An 18,108-nucleotide genomic window follows, 5' to 3' on the forward strand; every position below is an offset into this window, starting at 1 on the left:
TCGAGCTACACGGCATCCCCTTCTTCAGACTTCAACCCTTCAGATAATCACGCATATGTCGCAACAACTTCAGAGCATCATCGATACCGCCTGGGACAACCGCGCCGAACTGTCGCCGAAAGCCGCGCCGGCAGAAGTGCGCGAAGCCGTCGCCCATGCGATCGAGCAACTCGATAAGGGGGCGCTGCGCGTCGCCGAAAAGAAGGACGGCGACTGGGTCGTCAACCAGTGGCTGAAGAAGGCCGTGCTGCTGTCGTTCCGTCTGGAAGACAACGCGCCGATGCCGGCCGGCGGCTACAGCCAGTTCTACGACAAGGTGCCGTCGAAGTTCGCGAACTACACCGCTGAAGACTTCGCCGCCGGCGGCTTCCGCGTGGTGCCGCCCGCGATCGCGCGCCGCGGCTCGTTCATCGCGAAGAACGTCGTGCTGATGCCGTCGTACACCAACATCGGCGCGTACGTCGACGAAGGCACGATGGTCGACACGTGGGCCACAGTCGGCTCGTGCGCGCAGATCGGCAAGAACGTGCACCTGTCGGGCGGCGTCGGCATCGGCGGCGTGCTGGAGCCGCTGCAGGCCAACCCGGTCATCATCGAAGACAACTGCTTCATCGGCGCGCGCTCGGAAGTCGTCGAAGGCGTGATCGTCGAGGAAAACTCGGTGATCTCGATGGGCGTGTACCTCGGCCAGAGCACCAAAATTTACGACCGCGAAACCGGCGCAGTCACGTACGGCCGCATTCCGGCGGGATCGGTCGTGGTAGCGGGCAACCTGCCGTCGAAGGACGGCACGCACAGCCTGTACTGCGCGGTCATCGTCAAGAAGGTCGACGCGAAGACGCGCGCGAAGGTCGGCCTGAACGAGTTGCTGCGAGGCGATTGATGGCGCGCGGCACCAAAACCGTCGTCTACGGCATTCCGAACTGCGACACCGTGAAGAAGGCCCGTGTGTGGCTCGAAGAGCACGGCGTCGAGTTCGAGTTCCACGACTTCAAGAAGGCCGGCGTGACCGAGCCGCTCGTGCAGGACTGGCTCAAGGACGTCAAGCTCGAGGCGCTGCTGAACCGCCGCGGCACGACGTGGCGCGCTCTGTCCGACGACATGAAGGCGGCCGCGGAAACGCAGCCGGGCGCGATCGCGCTGATGATCCACAAGCCGTCGGTGATCAAGCGGCCGGTGCTGGTCGTGAACGGGCGGGTGAAGTCGCTCGGCTTTTCGGCGGACGAGTACGCGGCGCTGTTTGTCTGAGCGCGGCGCTGAAGCGCCAGGCTCCAGCACGAGGTAGTCGAACGCGCGGCCTCGCGCCGCGTCGTTCAAAGGCTGTTGCCGGCTGCGGTGGCTCACCGCGAGCCGGCATTTTTTCATTTCAAAGTGGCTTGTACTGAATCCATGTCCGGCACCCTCGCCCTTACCGAACAACTGATCGCGCGCGCGTCCGTCACGCCCGACGATCAGCATTGCCAGCGTCTCCTGATCGAGCGCCTCGCCGCGCTCGGCTTCGAGCACGAGACGATCGAATCCAACGGCGTGACCAACCTGTGGGCCGTCAAACGCGGCGTCGACGGCACGCAAGGCAAGCTGCTCGCGTTCGCCGGCCACACCGACGTGGTACCGACCGGCCCGCTCGAACAGTGGCGCTCGGCGCCGTTCGAGCCGACCCAGCGCGACGGCAAGCTGTACGGCCGCGGCGCGGCGGACATGAAGGCGTCGATCGCCGGCTTCGTCGTCGCGAGCGAGGAGTTCGTCGCCGCGCACCCCGAGCACCGCGGCTCGATCGCGTTCCTGATCACGAGCGACGAGGAAGGCCCCGCCACCGACGGCACCGTCAAGGTCGTCGAAGCATTGCAGCAGCGCGGTGAGCGCATGGACTACTGCATCGTCGGCGAGCCGACCTCGAGCGAGCGTTTCGGCGACATGGTCAAGAACGGCCGGCGCGGCTCGATGTCGGGCAAGCTGATCGTCAAGGGCGTGCAGGGCCATATCGCCTACCCGCATCTGGCGAAGAATCCGGTGCACCTGCTGGCGCCAGCGCTCGCCGAACTCGTCGCCGAGCGCTGGGACGAAGGCAACGAATATTTCCCGCCGACCACCTGGCAGGTGTCGAACCTCCACAGCGGCGCCGGCGCGACCAACGTGATCCCCGGCCACGCGGACGTGATGTTCAACTTCCGCTTCTCGACCGCGAGCACCGTCGAAGGACTGCAAAAGCGCGTGCATGCGATTCTCGACAAACACGGCCTCGAATACGAACTGCAATGGACCGTGAGCGGCCTGCCATTTCTCACCCCGAGCGGCGAGCTGTCGAGCGCGCTCGCGCAGGCGATCAAGGACGAAACCGGCGTGGACACCGAACTGTCGACCACCGGCGGCACGTCGGACGGCCGCTTCATCGCGCGCATCTGCAAGCAGGTGATCGAGTTCGGTCCGCTGAACGCGAGCATCCACAAGATCGACGAACATATCGAAGTCGCCCATATCGAGCCGCTGAAGAACGTGTATCGCCGCGTGCTCGAACAACTGATCGCGTAACCTGGAACTTTGCGATGACGCTTCCTTTTTGCACCGTCCGCGACCTGCTGCGTTATGCAGTGTCGCGTTTTAGCGAGGCCAAACTGTCGTTCGGCCACGGCTCGGCCAATGCCTACGACGAAGCCGCCTATCTGATCCTGCACACGCTGCATTTGCCGCTCGACCTGCTCGAACCGTTTCTCGACGCGCGCCTGACCACGGCCGAAATCGAGGCGGTGCTGAAAGTGATCGAGCGACGCGCCGCCGAACGCGTGCCGGCCGCGTACATCACGCAGGAAGCGTGGATGCACGGCTATCGCTTTTACGTCGACGAGCGCGTGATCGTGCCGCGCTCGTTCATCGGCGAGCTGCTGCAGGACGGCCTGCAGCCGTACGTCGAGGACCCCGAGCAGGTCGGCGCGGTGCTCGAACTGTGCACCGGCTCCGGGTGCCTCGCGATCCTCGCCGCGCACGCGTTCCCGAACGCCGACGTCGACGCGGTCGATCTGTCCGCGCCCGCGCTCGAAGTCGCGACGCGCAATGTGCTGGATTACCACCTCGACGAGCGCATCGCGCTGTTCGAAGGCGATCTGTATGCGCCGCTCGCCGAGCGCCGCTACGATGTGATCATCAGCAATCCGCCGTACGTGAACGCCACGTCGATGCAGGAGCTGCCGGCCGAATACAAGCACGAGCCGGAGATGGCGCTCGCCGGTGGCGCGGACGGCATGGACATCGTGCGCCGGATCATTGCCGACGCGCGCAACTGGCTGACCGAAGACGGCGTGCTCGTCATCGAGATCGGCAACGAACGCGAGCACGTCGAGGCCGCGTTCGGCGGTCTCGACCTCGTGTGGCTGTCGACCAGCGCCGGCGACGACAACGTGTTTCTGATCCAGGCCAGCGACTTGCCGGTCTGAGTCCGGCATGCTGAGCGTTTGATCGTCGTTTCAAGCGCGTTTCTCAGGCAGGGTCACGAGCAATCGCCGCGACAGCGCGTGGCCTTGCCCGCAACCGCAGCCTGAGCCCGTTGCCCGACGCGTTCGCCGCAGACCACGGAGCGAGCCCGTGCCCGCCTCCGTTTCCTGAACCACGGCGCTTCGCCAACTGTTCGCGAGCTTATGTCATTCGACCTGCTTCACGTCGGCACGCTGGTTGCTGTTGCCCACATTCTCGGCATCATCGCGGCCGCTCACGCGATTCTCCATACCCGCACCTCGCAAGGGGCGATCGCGTGGGCCGTGTCGCTGGTCGCGATGCCTTATCTGACGCTCATACCCTACCTGTTCCTTGGCCGCAGCAAGTTCGCCGGCTACGCGGACGCGCGCCGCGTCGAGAACGAGCTGCTGCGCACGCGCGCGCATCCGCTGGAGTGGGACACGCAGGCGTCGTCGGCCGGGGTGCCGACGCAGCAGCTCGGCTCGCGGCTCGTGCAGTCGCTGACGCGCCTCGGCGGCATGCCGTTCCTGCCCGGCAATACCGTGCGCACGCTGGTCAACGGTACGGCGACTTTCGAGGCGATCTTCGAGGCGATCGAGAACGCGCGCCGCTATGTGATCGTGCAATTCTTCATCGTGCGCGACGACGCGCTCGGCGACATGCTGAAGGACGCGCTGATCGCCAAAGCCAAACAGGGCGTGCGGGTCTACTTCCTGTATGACAGTATCGGCAGCTTCGATCTGCCGCACCGCTACGTCGCGGCGCTGCGCGCCGCCGGCATCGAGATGCAGCCGTTCGCCACGAACCGCCTCTTCGTCAACCGTCTGCAACTGAATTTCCGCAATCACCGCAAGATCGTGGCGGTCGACGGCGAGCGCGCGTTTGTCGGCGGTCATAACGTCGGGGTCGAATATCTGGGCGCGAAGCCGCCGCTGTCGCCGTGGCGCGATACGCACATCGAAGTGCGTGGTCCGGCGGTCGCAAGCATCCAGTTCGTCTTCATCGAGGACTGGTACTGGGCCACGCAGCAGTTGCCCAAGTTCGACGCGCCGGCCGCGGATTCCGTGACCCCATCCTTCGACCAGCCCGGCGACCACGGCGCCAACGAGCGCGCCGCGAACAACATGCACTGCCTCGTGCTGCCGAGCGGCCCGGCCGACAAGCAGGAGACCTGCTCGCTGTTTTTCGTCGAAGCAATCAACGCGGCACGTGAACGCATCTGGATCACGACGCCCTACCTCGTCCCCGACGAAGCCGTATTCGCTGCGTTGCGCCTCGCTGCGCTGCGCGGCGTCGACGTGCGCATCCTGATTCCGAGCCGGCGCGATCACCTCGTGGTGTTCGCGGCGTCGAAGCTCTATGCGTACGACTCGCTGCGCGCGGGCATTCGCATCTTCCGCTATCAGCCGGGCTTCCTGCATCAGAAGGTCGTGCTGATCGACAGCAGCGCGGCCGCGATCGGCAGCGCCAATCTCGACAACCGCTCGTTTCGCCTGAACTTCGAGATCATGGTGCTGACCGTCGACCGCGGCTTCGCGCTCGAAGTCGAGACGATGCTGCTCGACGACTTTGCCGAGTCGCGCGAAATCGACCGCGACGAGTACGACAAGTCGAGCGCGCTGCGACGCATGCTGATGCACGTCGCGCGGCTCTTTTCGCCGATCCTGTAGGCGTGCCCGCTTACAGCAGCGCTTCGATATCCCCGGTGATCGCCTCGGGCTTGGTCAGCGGCGCATAGCGCTTGACGACGTTGCCGTCGCGGCCGATCAGAAACTTCGTGAAATTCCACTTGATCGCCTCGAGACCGAGCAGTCCCGGCGCCTCGATCGTCAGATAGCGGAACAGCGGGTGCGCGTTCGGGCCGTTCACGTCGATCTTGTCGAACATCGGAAACGTCACGCCGTAGTTCTTCTCGCAGAAGCTGCCGATCTGCGCAGCGTCGCCCGGCTCCTGCTTGCCGAACTGGTTGCACGGAAAACCTAGCACCGCGAGCCCGCGCGCCGCGTACGCGTCATACAGTTTCTGCAAGCCCGCGTATTGCGGCGTGAACCCGCATTCGCTCGCGGTATTGACGATCAGCATCACCTTGCCTTCGTACTGCGCGAGACTCGCTTCCTCGCCGCCGAGCGTGCGTGCCGAAAACGAAAAGATCGATGTCATGTGCCCTCCCGTGAAAGCCGTCAGTCTATGCCAAAAGCGCTGCCGATACAGTCGGCCGGATGGCCGATGAGCGCTGCGCGCGAAGTGACAGACGGGCAATCGGCGCCGCGCGCCCGGCAACGCGCCGGGCAGTCTAAAATAGCGGTTTTCTTCAGCCGGCCACGTCGTGATCCGCTTCAATCAGTTCAGCCTCGCGCGCGGCACCAAGCCGCTTTTCGACAACACCACGTTCACCTTGAACCCCGGTGAAAAAGCCGGCCTCGTCGGAGCGAACGGCGCGGGCAAGTCGACGCTGTTCGCCGTGCTGCTCGGCGAGCTGCATGCGGACGGCGGCGATTTCTCGATCCCGCCGACCTGGCGCATCGCGCACGTCGCGCAGGAAACGCCCGCCGTCGACAGAACCGCCCTCGCCTACACGCTAGACGGCGACGCCGCGCTGCGCGACATCGAAGCGCGCATCGCTTCGGCCTCCGCGGCGCACGACGGCGCGGCAGAAGCCGAAGCGCACGCCGCGTTCGCCGACGCCGACGGCTACACCGCGCCGGCTCGCGCCGAAGCGTTGCTGCTCGGCCTCGGCTTCACGCTCGAGCAGACCCGCGAGCCGGTCAGCAGCTTCTCGGGCGGCTGGCGCATGCGCCTGAATCTGGCGCAGGCGCTGATGTGCCGCTCCGATCTGCTGCTGCTCGACGAACCGACCAACCACCTCGACCTCGACGCGATCGTCTGGCTGGAAGATTGGCTGAATCGCTATGCGGGCACGCTGATCGTGATCTCGCACGACCGCGAGTTTCTCGATTCCGTCTGCAACGTCACGCTGCATCTCGAGAACCAGCAGATCAAACGCTACGGCGGCAACTACTCGCAATTCGAAGTGCTGCGCGCGCAGCAGATCGCGCTGCAACAGAGCGCGTACGAAAAGCAGCAGCGCACGGTCGCGCATCTGCAGAGCTACATCAACCGCTTCAAGGCGCAGGCCACCAAGGCGCGTCAGGCGCAAAGCCGGGTGAAGGCGCTCGAGAAGATGGAGCTGATCGCGCCCGCTCACGTCGGGTCGCCGTTCACGTTCGAGTTCCGCACCCCTGACTCCGCGCCGAATCCGATGATGGTGATGGAAGACGTGCGCTGCGGCTACCATGCCGAAGACGGCAGCGAGATTCCGATCGTCGAGCGCGTGATGCTGTCGATCCAGAATGGTCAGCGCATCGGCCTGCTCGGCGCGAACGGCCAGGGCAAGTCGACGCTGATCAAGACGCTCGCGGGCACGCTCGAACCGTTGAGCGGCCACGTACGCGAAGGCAAGGGTTTGCGCATCGGCTACTTCGCGCAGCATCAGCTCGAAACGCTGCGTCCGGACGACACCCCGTTGCAGCACCTCGCGCGTCTCGCGCCCGATACGCGCGAGCAGGAGCTGCGCGACTTCCTCGGCAGCTTCAACTTTTCCGGCGACATGGCGACCGCGAAGATCGCGCCGTTCTCGGGCGGCGAGAAGGCCCGCCTCGCGCTCGCGCTGATTATCTGGCAAAAGCCGAACCTGCTGCTGCTCGACGAGCCGACCAACCACCTCGACCTCGAAACGCGCCACGCGCTGACGATGGCGCTCGCGCAATTCGAAGGCACGCTGATCCTGGTCTCGCACGACCGGCATCTGCTGCGCGCGACGACCGATCAGTTCATGCTGGTCGCGAAGCATCGTCTGCAGGAATTCGACGGCGATCTCGACGACTACCGCGACTGGCTGCTGCAGCATGCGGCCGAGCAGCGCGCCGCGCTGAAGGCCAATGCTTCCGGTGCGTCGGACGCAGCGTCCAACGGCGCGGCAAGTGGCGACAGCAACGTCAATCGCAAGGAACAGCGCCGCCTCGAAGCGGAAACGCGGCAGAAGCTCGCGCATCTGAAGAAGCCGCTGCAAAGCCGGATCGCGAAGATCGAAAGGGAAATGGACGCACTCAACGCGGAGAAAGCGACGCTCGATACATTCGTCGCCGATCCCGCGAGTTACGAACCGGAGCAGAAGAGCAAGCTGACGGAGGCGATCCGCCGTCAGGCAGACGTGAACGCGCGCCTCGACACGCTCGAAGCCGAATGGCTCGGGACGCACGAGGAACTCGAACAGATCGGCTAGCGGCACCGCGCCGGCATCCACGGGAGCTTGGCTTTGTCATTTGCGAATTCATCGTCCGGGTTATCGGCCCCAGAATCCGTAGCTGCATCGGCAGCCGATGCGCCGCCGTTGCAAGGACTGCGCGTGCTCGACCTCACGCGTTTGCTGCCGGGTCCGGTGGCCGCGCTGCGCCTCGCCGAGCTCGGCGCCGATGTGCTGAAGATCGAGGCGCCCGGCGCGGGCGACCCGACTCGCACGATGATGCAGTCGTCGAGCGATCGTGTCGCGGGCCGACCCGGCGCGTTTTACCGGATGGTCAATCGCGGCAAGCGCGAGACGCGCCTCGACCTCAAGTCCGAAGCAGGGCGCCAGGTGCTGCGCGCACTCGCGGCTGAAGCCGACGTGCTGATCGAGAGCTTCCGGCCCGGCGTGATGGAGCGGCTCGGCCTCGGCTACGCGACGCTCAGCGCAGCCAATCCGCGGCTCGTCTATTGCGCGATCAGCGGATATGGCGCGAGCGGTCCGTTCGCGGACCATGCCGGCCACGATCTGAATTACCTCGGCTATGCAGGCGTGCTCGATCAACTGGCGAACCGCGACGGTGCGCCGATCCTGCCGAACTTCCAGATCGCCGATCTGCTTGGCGGCGCATTGAGCGCGGTCACGCAGATTCTCGCGGCGCTCTGGCATGTCGCGCGAGGCGGCGCGGGCCGCTTCGTCGATGTATCGATGACGCACACGAGCTATGCGCACAACTTCGTCGCGCAGGTGTCGCTCGTCAACGAAGGTGCGGCGCCCGCCGCGGGCAGTGGTCTGTTGAACGGCGGCGTGCCCTGCTACAACCTCTACCGCACCAGCGATGAACGCTGGCTCGCGGTCGGCGCGCTCGAATTGAAGTTCTGGGAAACGCTCTGCATGGCGCTCGATCGGCCGGAATGGGCGACGCGTCACTGGAGCCTGGGTCAGGCGATCGGCGGTCCCGATGCCGTGGCACTCATTCAGGAAGTCGCCAATCTGATTGCGACGCGCACGCTCGGCGAATGGGTGGAATCGCTGGAATCGCTCGATTGCTGCGTGTCGCCGGTGCTGACGCCCGCTGAAGCGGCGCAGCATCCGCTGTTCAATCCGCACGCGTATGCGGCGGTGGCCGCGAGCGCCGCCGACTCACACGACGACGCGGCCTAATGCGCGTGGCGCAGCCGCGACGCGGGCGCAATGAAGATCAAGGCCCGGTCAATCGAAAAACCCGCCGCCGTCAACGCCGCGTCGGCGTCTGCCTCGGCAGCGTTTGCCGCGGCGACTTTTCGTCGTCGTACAGCAGGTGCTTGCGGCCTTCCACATGGCGGCTGATCGTGGCACGCACTTCGGCGGCCGTTACGTCTTCGGCCACCACCCGCCGCGAGATCTGACCCGCGGTGTCGATCCACTCGACGATCCGGCAAGCGCCGCCCCACGGCTGATGAATCGGTGCGGAGACCCGGCAGCCGCGCACCTGGATGTTATGGTGGGCAGCGGTTTCACGAGACTGTTTCAAGGCGCGATCCTTTTTCGAGCATCAGACGGGATGCATATCATTACAGCTTAGAAAAAAGGTATGGCGACCAGGTTACAGCCAATATGAAGATATTTACCGGGCATTACGGTACCGCAAGCGTACAAAGTACCGGCGAGCCGTCCCGGCCCCCGTCTATTCGAGCGTGCGGACGCGGTCGATGGCCTGTTCGATCCGTTCGACCGCAACGACCTGTAAGCCTTCGATTGGCTGTTTCGGCGCATTGGCCTTCGGAATCACCGCCACCGAGAAGCCGAGCTTGGCTGCTTCCTTCAGGCGCTCCTGACCGCGCGGCGACGGGCGGATTTCGCCGGCGAGGCCCACTTCGCCGAATACGACGAGCCCCTTCGGCAGCGGCTTGTTGCGCATCGACGAATGGATCGCGAGCAATACCGCGAGGTCGGCGGCGGGCTCGGAGATCTTCACCCCGCCCACCGCGTTCAGGAACACGTCCTGATCGAAACAGGCGATGCCCGCGTGCCGATGCAGCACCGCGAGCAGCATCGCGAGCCGGTTCTGTTCGAGGCCGACCGCAAGGCGTCGCGGATTTGGTGCGTTGGCCGCATCGACGAGCGCCTGCACTTCGACCAGCAACGGCCGCGTGCCTTCCTGCGTGACGAGCACACATGAGCCCGGCACCGACTGCTCGTGCTGCGATAAAAACAATGCCGACGGATTCGCGACGCCGCGCAAACCACGCTCGGTCATCGCGAACACGCCGAGCTCGTTGACCGCGCCGAAACGGTTCTTGATCGCGCGCACGAGACGGTACGACGAGTGCGTATCCCCCTCGAAATACAGCACCGTATCGACGATATGTTCGAGCACGCGCGGTCCCGCGAGCGCGCCCTCTTTCGTCACGTGCCCGACCATGATGATCGTCGTGCCCGACTGCTTGGCGATGCGCGTGAGTTGCGCCGCGCACTCGCGCACCTGCGCGACCGAGCCCGGCGCCGATGTCAAAGCATCCGAATAGACGGTCTGGATCGAATCGATCACGGCGACTTCAGGCCGTTGCTCCGTGATCGCCGCCTGAAGTTTTTCGAGCTGGATTTCCGCGAGCAATTGCAACTCGCTTGCCTTCGAGCCGGGTTCGAGCAACGCCAGCCGTTGCGCGCGCAACGCGATCTGCGCGCCAGATTCTTCGCCGCTGATATAGAGCGCGCGTTTGTCCGCCGCGATTTCCGCGAGCGATTGCAACAACAGCGTCGATTTACCGATGCCCGGATCGCCGCCGATCAACACCACGCCGCCCGGCACGAGGCCGCCGCCGAGCACGCGGTCGAATTCGCTGACGCCGGTGGAAAAGCGCGGCACGTCCGACGCGTCGATGTCGGCGAGGCGCCGTACCGGCGTGCTCTTCGCGAGCGACTGGAAACGGTGACCGGACGGCGCCTCCGCGACCGATTCGACGAGCGTGTTCCACGTCTGGCAGGACGGGCATTGACCGGACCACTTCGGCGACTGTCCGCCGCATTCCCCGCAGATGTACAACGTCTTCGCTTTCGCCACGCGTTACTCCGCCCGAACCGGCACACGCGGCGCGACCGCGCACATCAGCTCGTAGCCGATCGTGCCGCAGGCCTGCGCGACGTCGTCGATGGGCAGCGCGGTGCCCCACAATTCCACGCGCGAGCCGACGTTGGCGGTCGGCACCGGGGTCAGGTCGACGGTCAGCATGTCCATCGACACACGTCCAACGACCCGTGTGCGCACGCCATCGACGATCACCGGCGTGCCTTCCGGCGCGACGCGCGGATAGCCGTCCGCGTAACCGCACGCGACCACGCCGATGCGCATCGGAGCGCGCGCAGTGAACCTCGACCCATAGCCGACCGAGCTGCCTTCGCCGAGCGTCTGCACGGCGATCAGTTCCGACGCGAGCGTCATCGCGGGCTGCAGGCCCGTGCCGTCGATCGCGGCCGTCACGCCGGACGGCGACGCGCCGTACAGGATGATGCCCGGACGCACCCAGTCGAAATGCGCTTCCGGATGCCACAGCGTCGCGGCCGAATTCGACAGACTGCGCGCACCGGCGATGCCCTGCGCGCCGCGCTCGAACGCCTCCATCTGATGCGCGATGCCGCGCTCGGCATCGGCATCGGAAAAATGCGTCATCAACGTGATCTGGCCGACGCCCTGACAGGCGCGCGCACGTTCCCACGCGGCACGGAATTTTTCGACCGTGTAGCCGAGCCGGTTCATGCCGGTGTTCATCTTCAACTGAATATTGACCGGTTTCGACAGACGCGCCATTTCGAGCATGCGCAGTTGCTCGTCCGAATGCAGCGCCGTGGTCAAACTGTAGCGGTCGATTACGTCGATGTCGGTCGGCCGAAAAAAGCCTTCCAGCAGAAGAATTGGGCCCGCCCAGCCCAATTCACGCAACTTCACCGCTTCTTCGAGGTCCAGCAGCCCAAAGCCGTCCGTAGCGCGCAAACCGGGAAACGCGCGCGCGAGGCCATGCCCGTAGGCATTAGCCTTGACGACGGCCCAGATTTTCGATTTCGGCGCATAGCGCCGCGCGACAGCGAGGTTATTGGCGAGAGCAGCGGTATGAATCGTGGCGGAAAGGGGGCGCGGCATGGGATTTTTTCGTAAAGACACTTGCGAATCAGCGGCTTACAGGGCGTTTTCAGCGCTCGGCGGCCCGCTGGGCGGTGCGATCAAGGATTCTGCTAGTCCGAATTCAGCTATTTTCATGATATAAAGCCGTGCGCACAACCCATTTCGATCGGCATAAGCCCGGACACATGACAAACGGCCGGGGCGGACAGACCGCAGCGAGGACAGCATCGCATCAGATGAAAAAAGGTTTTTACACCATCATGGCCGCGCAGTTTTTTTCGTCGCTGGCCGACAATGCGCTTCTGATCGCTGCTATCGCTCTGCTGAAAGATCTTCACGCTCCGAACTGGATGACGCCGCTGCTCAAGCTGTTTTTTGTGCTGTCGTACGTCGTTCTTGCCGCCTTCGTGGGCGCATTCGCCGACTCCCGTCCGAAAGGACGCGTGATGTTCATCACCAATACGATCAAGGTGGTTGGCTGCATAACGATGCTGGTCGGCGCGCATCCGCTGATTGCGTACGGCATCGTCGGCTTCGGCGCGGCGGCCTACTCGCCCGCCAAATACGGCATTCTCACCGAACTGTTGCCGCCTGACCGGCTCGTTGCCGCGAACGGCTGGATCGAAGGCACCACGGTCGGCTCGATCATTCTCGGCACGGTGCTCGGCGGCGCGCTGATCAGCCCGCATATCGCCGCGCCGATTCTCAAATGGCACATCCCCACCGTGAACACGCCCGCGGAAGCCGCGATGGTCGTGATCATGGCCATTTACGTGATCGCCGCGCTGTTCAATCTGCGCATTCCCGACACCGGCGCGCGCTATCCGCGACAGGAGCACGGGCCGATCCGCCTGATCACCGATTTCGCCGACTGCTTTCTCGTGCTGTGGCGTGACAAGCTCGGACAGATTTCGCTCGCCGTGACGACGCTGTTCTGGGGTGCGGGCGCGACGCTGCAATTCATCGTGCTGAAGTGGGCCGAAGTGTCGCTGGGCATGTCTCTGTCCGAGGCGGCGATCCTGCAGGCGGTGGTCGCGGTGTGGCGTCGCGTTCGGCGCGATTTTCGCGGCTTCGCGTGTGCCGTTGAAGAAGTCGCTGTCGGTCTTGCCGGTCGGCATCATGATGGGTATCTCCGTGATGCTGATGGCGTTCTACACGCGCGATCTGTTTCCCCCGCACTGGGGCGTGTATTTTGGCCGCATGCACGTGTCGGGCTATCTGATTTTCGCGTATATCTTCCTGATGTTCGTGGGCGGCCTGTCGGGCTTTTTCGTCGTGCCGATGAATGCGCTGCTGCAGCATCGCGGGCACGTGCTGCTGTCGGCGGGCCATTCGATCGCCGTGCAGAACTTCAACGAGAATCTGTCCGTGCTCGTGATGCTGTGCCTGTACGCGGTGCTCGTGTGGCTCGACGTGCCGGTCACCATCGTGATCGTGCTGTTCGGCACCTTCGTCTGCCTGATGATGTGGCTCGTGATGCGACGCCATCAGGCGAACCAGCGCGCCTTCGATTCGGTCGCGCTGATCGGCGAAGCCAAGCACTGATCGGCTGCCCCGGGCCGGCCGCGGCACACACGAGCGCGCCCCCCTTCTTCCTCGCTCGACCATGACTCAATCGATTCCCAATGTGCTGACGATCGCCGGTTCCGACTCCGGCGGCGGCGCCGGCATCCAGGCCGATCTGAAGACCTTCTCCGCGCTCGGCGCCTATGGCGCGAGCGTGATCACCGCGCTGACCGCGCAGAACACGCGCGGCGTGACCGCGATTCACGCGCCGGACCCGGGCTTCGTCACCGCGCAGCTCGACGCGGTGTTCGACGACATCCGCATCGACGCGGTGAAGATCGGCATGCTCGCGAATGCGCCGATCGCGCGAGCGGTCGCCGACGCGCTGCGCCGTCATCAGCCCAAACACATCGTGCTCGATACGGTGATGATCTCGAAGAGCAATCACGCGCTATTACTACCCGATGCGGTCGCGGTGGTACGCGACGAACTGCTGCCGCTCGCCGATCTGCTGACGCCGAATCTGCCGGAAGCGGCCGCATTGCTGGGCATGCAACCCGCCGCCGACGAAGCCGGCATGGTCGAGCAAGGCGAAGCGTTGCGCGCGCTCGGCGCGCGCGCGGTGCTGATGAAGGGCGGCCATCTGAGCGCGACCGATAGCCCCGACTGGCTCGTGCAGGAAAGCGGCACGCTGCGTCTCGGCGGTCCGCGCGTGCCGGTGAAGAACACGCACGGAACGGGCTGCACGTTGTCGTCGGCGATCGCGGCCTTGATTGCGCAGCGCGACGATCTCGCTAGCGCCGTCGCCGATGCGAAGGTTTATCTGACGGGTGCGTTGCAGGCGAGCGAGCGGCTCGACGTCGGCCACGGCGTGGGGCCGGTGCATCACTTTCATCGGTGGTGGTGAGCGACGTCATTGCTTCGCGTAACGCCGCGCGTGCTCGGGCCAGTCGTCGGGCACGATAAAACCGCGCGAGCGTTCAAGTACACGCCCCGTGTTGTCTTCGATGAATCCGGCGACCATCGTCGGGCCGTGTTGCGGTGAGATCCGCGCGGCGAGCGTGTTTGCGTCGACGTAGCACGTGTCGTCCGCACCGGCTTGCGTTCGATATTGCGGCGCGAGCCATTCGAGCCGCGCCAACACCCGCCACCTGTGCGCATGCGCGCACGCGAAAGCCGGCCAGTCGCGATGCGTGACCCACCAGCCGCGACCGTGCGCGGGATCGAGTTCGGCAGGATCGGTGGGCATCTCGCCATGCCGGTAAAACAGCCAGCCTTTGACGAACATCTGCGGCGTCCACGCGCCCGCATAGCCCGTCGAGGCAAATTCCTCGCGTGCGCTGAGCGGCAACTGATGATCGAGCAAATGCGCGAGCTTCAGATCGAGGCGGTCTTTCAGATTGGGGCCGACGTAATCGGCGAGACGCGCCGCCTCTGCCCCATTCGCATCGCCCGCATGCAGATAGCACTTCACCGCGAGTTCCCAATGCAGTCGCGCGCCCTGGCGCGTGCGCACGAGGAAATCGCATTCACCGAGCGTGAAGCCCGCATGTCGTAGCGGCACACCCGCTGCGATCAGTTGCGTCGCCGGTCCATGACGAAGGAAAAAGCCCAGCAGGCGTTCGGCGTAGCGGCCAAGGCGCGTGATACGCGTTGCCGCGAGATCCTGACGCAGAAGTGCCGGCGCGGCGTCGAGCGCGCGCAGCCAGTCGAGCGTGGCCTGCAATTCCTGCGGCGTGCCGAAAGGATCGGCGAGCGCGCCTGTGGGAAGCTGAGGGCGCAACAGATCGGGACTGAGCAGCAGCCACGCGAGATCGCGGACAGCGGGATCGCGCAGCGCATCGACTGAAGCATCGCCACGCAAACCCAGCAAGGTATCGAGAAGCGCCGCGCGGCTGACAGACGCGGCGGGCATGCGCGCCGCCGGTCCCTCGGGCATCGTCACTTTGATTGGTTCGACGGCACGCCGCCGTTCGCGAGCCACGTGGCACGCGCGAGGCACAGATCCGCCCAGGCCTTGGCCTTGTCGGGCAGGCTACGCAGCAGATAGGCCGGGTGATAGGTGACGATCACCGGTACGCCCTCGTACGTGTGCACGCGGCCGCGCAACGACGAAATGCTCGCGTCGGTCCTGAGCAGACTTTGCGCGGCGAAACGGCCGAGCGCGACGATCAGCATCGGCTTCACGAGCGACACCTGACGCTGTAGATAAGGTTCACAACGCGCGACTTCGTCCGGCTGCGGATTGCGATTGCCAGGCGGCCGGCACTTGATCACGTTCGCGATATACACGTTGGTGCCGCGCGCGAGCGCGAGCGAGTGCAGCATGTTGTCGAGCAGCTTGCCGGCCTGGCCAACGAACGGTTCGCCTTGTCGGTCCTCGTTCTCGCCGGGCGCTTCGCCGATCAGCATCCAGTCGGCCTCGCGATCGCCGACGCCGAACACCGTGTTCGTGCGCTTCTCGCACAGCCGGCACGCCTCGCATCCGGCGACGCGCTCGGCGAGCGCGTCCCAGTCGAGTGTGTGGATAGACGGCAGCGCGGGCGCGTCGCGGCGCGCTTCGGCGGGCGCGGCGGCCGATGCGGTCGGATCGTCGAACCACGCGAAGTCGTCCTCGGAAGGGGCGTCGAAAGTCGGCGGGGCTGAAAAGTCAGTTTGCGGTTCTGATGTTTCGCGCCGCGCTGCAGTTTCGTCGAAGCGCGGCGTGGATTCGCGCTGCACTTGCGGCGGCTGCACCTCGGCGGACGCGCGCAGCGGTTCGCGCGAGGTCTGCGTCGCAGGCTCCGCGCGACGCAAGTCTGCCGCGTGTTCCCGCGGCGACTGCAGCGCATCGCTCTGCCCGGCCTCCTCTCGCGCCGCGAGTCCGCGACGCACCCACAACGGCGCGAGTCCGAATTCTTCGAGCACCGATTCATGCAGCGCCATCTGCGCCCTCCGTGGCTAACGACAGACGCATCACGATCGCGTCCTCCCGGCCGCGATGCCGCGCCGGATAATAATTTTTGCGCCGGCCGATCGACGCGAAGCCGAAGCGCTCGTACAACCGGATCGCCCGACGATTCGACGGCCGCACTTCGAGCAGCAGCCCCTCGAGCCTCTCCGCGTGCGTGATGCGCACCGCCTCGCGCAGCAGCGCGAGGCCTGCGCCGGCGCCTTGTGCTTGCGGCGTGACGCACAGATTCAGCAGATGCATTTCATCGACGACTGGCATCAGCACGCAGTAGCCGATCAACGTCCCCGTCACGTGACGCAGACAGACGCCGAAATAGCCATTGCGCAGCGAGTCGCCGAAGTTGCCGCGGCTCCACGGAAACTCATACGCAAGTTTCTCGATCGCGGCGACTTCGTCCAGGTCGCTTTCGGTCATCGGCGACATGTAGCGGTCCGTGAGCAGCACGCCGCTCATGGGCGCGCCTCGTCGTGGGACGGTTGGCCGGAGCCGCCATCGGGCGCGTGCTGCGCGGACTGCTCGGCGCTATGAGCCGCTTTGGCTGATTTCGCCGCTTTGTCGGCCATGCGCTCTGCGGTCGTCTGCGCGACCTTGTCGCGCACGTACTCGGGTGCGGCCTGATCGGCGCGCACCGTGCGGCCCGCATGAAACGCGCGCAGCGCCGCGTACGCGAGCGGCAACGCATGCGGCAACGCTTGGCCATCGACGCTCCGCGCGGCCGCGACCGCCGGCAAGCGCTCGCCGAACGCGGCGGCCGCGTTGCCGGCGAGTGTGAACGGCACGTCGGGCAGCACGAGCCGCTCGGGTGCATCGAGCGTCGCCGTCTGCACGGTGCGCCATTCGTGTTGCGTGTCGTCCCACGCGTAGTCGGCCCAGTAGATTTCGTCCATGCGCGCGTCGAGCGCGGCGAGCACGCGCGTCGTCGACGGATCGCGCAGGCGGGCGCTCTCCGCGCACGCGAGCAGCGTGCCGATCGGTACGACCGGCAGGTTCAGGCCGAACGCGAGGCCTTGGGCGACGCCGGTCGCCGTACGCAGTCCGGTGAACGAACCCGGACCCGAGCCGAACGCGATCGCGTCGCAATCCGCCAGCGTGAGGCCGGCTTCGTCGAACAGTTCGCGGATCGCCGGCAGCAGGCGGGTACTGGACACCGCGCCGGTTTGTTCGTGACGAACCCAGACGCGCGGTTCGGCGCTGGGCTGACCGGCGGCATCGACGGACGCGGACACGAGCGCCGCCGAGCAGAACTCGGTCGATGTATCGAGGGCAAGGAGCACTGTTTGAGTCATGGACCGTATTGTAATCGGCGCGGTGCGCCTGAATCGTGGTTTGCGCGGCCGCGCTGCCCGGCTTCGCGGCCGTCATCGTTTGGAATAAGCCCTCGGTCCCGGGGCGGCGGGCAATTGCTATGATTTTCGGCCGATCTCATCTATCCCGCCACGCGGGCCAAACGACCATGACCGACATCAATTCCCAGTTCGAGCAAGCCCAGCAAGACGTCAAGCAACTGCCCGAGCGTCCGGGCAACCTGACGCTGCTGCGTCTCTATGCGCTCTTCAAGCAGGCGAGCGAAGGCGACGTGCACGGCGACAAGCCGGGCTTCACCGACATCGTCGGCAAATACAAGTACGATGCGTGGGCGGCGCTCAAGGGCACCGCGCAGGACGCCGCGAAGCAGCAATACGTCGAACTCGTCGAATCGCTGAAGAGCGGCACCGCGGCCTGAGTTTCCGGCGCGCCAATCATCTGCCGAAATGGCCGTCTGGCAATGCTGCGACCGCCTCGCGGCAGTTTCGGACACGAAGCTCCGGCCCGCCGCCCTCA

The 18,108-nt window shown here is 65.4% G+C and carries 17 protein-coding genes and 1 pseudogene; 10 read left to right on the forward strand and 8 right to left on the reverse strand.

Annotation, left to right across the window (positions count from 1 at the left end; translation table 11 throughout):
* Positions 1-55 precede the first annotated feature (55 nt).
* From dapD to cls, 5 genes are all read left to right on the forward strand, one after another.
* Complete coding sequence (gene dapD / locus OKW26_RS26730) at positions 56-883, forward strand: 2,3,4,5-tetrahydropyridine-2,6-dicarboxylate N-succinyltransferase (RefSeq protein WP_090800603.1); 828 nt, start codon at positions 56-58, stop codon at positions 881-883.
* Complete coding sequence (locus tag OKW26_RS26735; protein WP_090800605.1) at positions 883-1,248, forward strand: ArsC family reductase; 366 nt, start codon at positions 883-885, stop codon at positions 1,246-1,248. The genes dapD and OKW26_RS26735 overlap by 1 nt, the downstream gene beginning before the upstream one ends.
* A 141-nt stretch (positions 1,249-1,389) precedes the next feature.
* Positions 1,390-2,529, forward strand: coding sequence for a succinyl-diaminopimelate desuccinylase (gene dapE / locus OKW26_RS26740; protein WP_429346400.1), 1,140 nt, complete (start codon positions 1,390-1,392; stop codon positions 2,527-2,529).
* A gap of 14 nt (positions 2,530-2,543) precedes the next feature.
* Positions 2,544-3,428, forward strand: a complete 885-nt coding sequence (gene prmB / locus OKW26_RS26745) for a 50S ribosomal protein L3 N(5)-glutamine methyltransferase (protein ID WP_090800608.1) — start codon at positions 2,544-2,546, stop codon at positions 3,426-3,428.
* Between the two features lie 201 nt (positions 3,429-3,629).
* A complete protein-coding gene (gene cls / locus OKW26_RS26750; RefSeq protein WP_184056921.1) occupies positions 3,630-5,117 on the forward strand; it encodes a cardiolipin synthase in 1,488 nt (495 codons plus the stop codon).
* A gap of 10 nt (positions 5,118-5,127) precedes the next feature.
* On the opposite strand, the gene OKW26_RS26755 is transcribed toward cls, so the two are convergent.
* Positions 5,128-5,607, reverse strand: coding sequence for a glutathione peroxidase (locus OKW26_RS26755; RefSeq protein ID WP_090800611.1), 480 nt, complete (start codon positions 5,605-5,607; stop codon positions 5,128-5,130).
* Between the two features lie 166 nt (positions 5,608-5,773).
* On the opposite strand from OKW26_RS26755, the gene OKW26_RS26760 reads away from it, so the two are divergent.
* On the forward strand, positions 5,774-7,729 hold the full coding sequence (locus OKW26_RS26760) for an ATP-binding cassette domain-containing protein (protein WP_429355720.1): 1,956 nt from the start codon (positions 5,774-5,776) through the stop codon (positions 7,727-7,729).
* 108 nt (positions 7,730-7,837) lie between these two features.
* Positions 7,838-8,893: a CaiB/BaiF CoA transferase family protein gene (locus OKW26_RS26765; protein WP_429355721.1), complete on the forward strand. Its 1,056-nt coding sequence runs from the start codon at positions 7,838-7,840 to the stop codon at positions 8,891-8,893.
* Between the two features lie 70 nt (positions 8,894-8,963).
* Here the strand turns inward: OKW26_RS26765 and OKW26_RS26770 are convergent, their stop codons facing one another.
* The 3 genes from OKW26_RS26770 to alr all read right to left on the reverse strand — a co-directional run bounded on the left by OKW26_RS26770 (position 8,964) and on the right by alr (position 11,846).
* On the reverse strand, positions 8,964-9,242 hold the full coding sequence (locus OKW26_RS26770; RefSeq protein WP_090800615.1) for a DUF2866 domain-containing protein: 279 nt from the start codon (positions 9,240-9,242) through the stop codon (positions 8,964-8,966).
* 153 nt (positions 9,243-9,395) lie between these two features.
* Complete coding sequence (gene radA / locus OKW26_RS26775) at positions 9,396-10,772, reverse strand: DNA repair protein RadA (protein WP_429355722.1); 1,377 nt, start codon at positions 10,770-10,772, stop codon at positions 9,396-9,398.
* A gap of 3 nt (positions 10,773-10,775) precedes the next feature.
* Positions 10,776-11,846 (reverse strand): alanine racemase, encoded by a 1,071-nt coding sequence (gene alr / locus OKW26_RS26780; protein WP_184056929.1) that lies wholly within the window; start codon positions 11,844-11,846, stop codon positions 10,776-10,778.
* Positions 11,847-12,064: 218 nt separating this feature from the next.
* Between alr and lplT the strand changes: the two are divergent.
* Together lplT and thiD are read left to right on the forward strand one after the other, a co-directional pair.
* Positions 12,065-13,373 (forward strand): annotated as a pseudogene (gene lplT / locus OKW26_RS26785) (lysophospholipid transporter LplT).
* 61 nt (positions 13,374-13,434) lie between these two features.
* The gene (gene thiD / locus OKW26_RS26790; protein ID WP_187610460.1) at positions 13,435-14,241 is read left to right on the forward strand and encodes a bifunctional hydroxymethylpyrimidine kinase/phosphomethylpyrimidine kinase; all 807 of its coding nucleotides are present in this window, start codon (positions 13,435-13,437) and stop codon (positions 14,239-14,241) included.
* Between the two features lie 6 nt (positions 14,242-14,247).
* On the opposite strand, the gene OKW26_RS26795 is transcribed toward thiD, so the two are convergent.
* Genes OKW26_RS26795 through tsaB form a run of 4 tightly spaced genes read right to left on the reverse strand, consistent with a single transcriptional unit; the run spans position 14,248 to position 17,573 of the window.
* Entirely contained in the window at positions 14,248-15,249 is a 1,002-nt protein-coding gene (locus OKW26_RS26795; protein ID WP_429355723.1) for a DUF1853 family protein, read from the reverse strand.
* A 26-nt stretch (positions 15,250-15,275) separates the two neighbouring features.
* Complete coding sequence (locus tag OKW26_RS26800) at positions 15,276-16,259, reverse strand: uracil-DNA glycosylase (protein WP_429355724.1); 984 nt, start codon at positions 16,257-16,259, stop codon at positions 15,276-15,278.
* Positions 16,246-16,740: a ribosomal protein S18-alanine N-acetyltransferase gene (gene rimI / locus OKW26_RS26805; RefSeq protein WP_184049061.1), complete on the reverse strand. Its 495-nt coding sequence runs from the start codon at positions 16,738-16,740 to the stop codon at positions 16,246-16,248. Before rimI ends, OKW26_RS26800 begins: the two co-directional genes overlap by 14 nt.
* Positions 16,737-17,573 (reverse strand): tRNA (adenosine(37)-N6)-threonylcarbamoyltransferase complex dimerization subunit type 1 TsaB, encoded by an 837-nt coding sequence (gene tsaB / locus OKW26_RS26810; RefSeq protein WP_184056942.1) that lies wholly within the window; start codon positions 17,571-17,573, stop codon positions 16,737-16,739. The genes rimI and tsaB overlap by 4 nt, the downstream gene beginning before the upstream one ends.
* Before the next feature lie 167 nt (positions 17,574-17,740).
* On the opposite strand from tsaB, the gene OKW26_RS26815 reads away from it, so the two are divergent.
* Positions 17,741-18,010, forward strand: a complete 270-nt coding sequence (locus OKW26_RS26815; RefSeq protein WP_184056944.1) for an acyl-CoA-binding protein — start codon at positions 17,741-17,743, stop codon at positions 18,008-18,010.
* Positions 18,011-18,108 lie beyond the last annotated feature (98 nt).

Origin of the sequence: Paraburkholderia sp. 32, from assembly GCF_050435345.1 — a bacterium.
Lineage (GTDB): Bacteria > Pseudomonadota > Gammaproteobacteria > Burkholderiales > Burkholderiaceae > Paraburkholderia > Paraburkholderia tuberum.

Coding starts and splice junctions, on each gene's coding strand:
- dapD (WP_090800603.1), top strand. CDS start 56: ATGTCGCAACAACTTCAGAGCATCATCGATACCGCCTGGGACAACCGC.
- OKW26_RS26735 (WP_090800605.1), top strand. CDS start 883: ATGGCGCGCGGCACCAAAACCGTCGTCTACGGCATTCCGAACTGCGAC.
- dapE (WP_429346400.1), top strand. CDS start 1,390: ATGTCCGGCACCCTCGCCCTTACCGAACAACTGATCGCGCGCGCGTCC.
- prmB (WP_090800608.1), top strand. CDS start 2,544: ATGACGCTTCCTTTTTGCACCGTCCGCGACCTGCTGCGTTATGCAGTG.
- cls (WP_184056921.1), top strand. CDS start 3,630: ATGTCATTCGACCTGCTTCACGTCGGCACGCTGGTTGCTGTTGCCCAC.
- OKW26_RS26755 (WP_090800611.1), bottom strand. CDS start 5,607: ATGACATCGATCTTTTCGTTTTCGGCACGCACGCTCGGCGGCGAGGAA.
- alr (WP_184056929.1), bottom strand. CDS start 11,846: ATGCCGCGCCCCCTTTCCGCCACGATTCATACCGCTGCTCTCGCCAAT.
- thiD (WP_187610460.1), top strand. CDS start 13,435: ATGACTCAATCGATTCCCAATGTGCTGACGATCGCCGGTTCCGACTCC.
- OKW26_RS26795 (WP_429355723.1), bottom strand. CDS start 15,249: ATGCCCGCCGCGTCTGTCAGCCGCGCGGCGCTTCTCGATACCTTGCTG.
- OKW26_RS26800 (WP_429355724.1), bottom strand. CDS start 16,259: ATGGCGCTGCATGAATCGGTGCTCGAAGAATTCGGACTCGCGCCGTTG.
- rimI (WP_184049061.1), bottom strand. CDS start 16,740: ATGAGCGGCGTGCTGCTCACGGACCGCTACATGTCGCCGATGACCGAA.
- tsaB (WP_184056942.1), bottom strand. CDS start 17,573: ATGACTCAAACAGTGCTCCTTGCCCTCGATACATCGACCGAGTTCTGC.
- OKW26_RS26815 (WP_184056944.1), top strand. CDS start 17,741: ATGACCGACATCAATTCCCAGTTCGAGCAAGCCCAGCAAGACGTCAAG.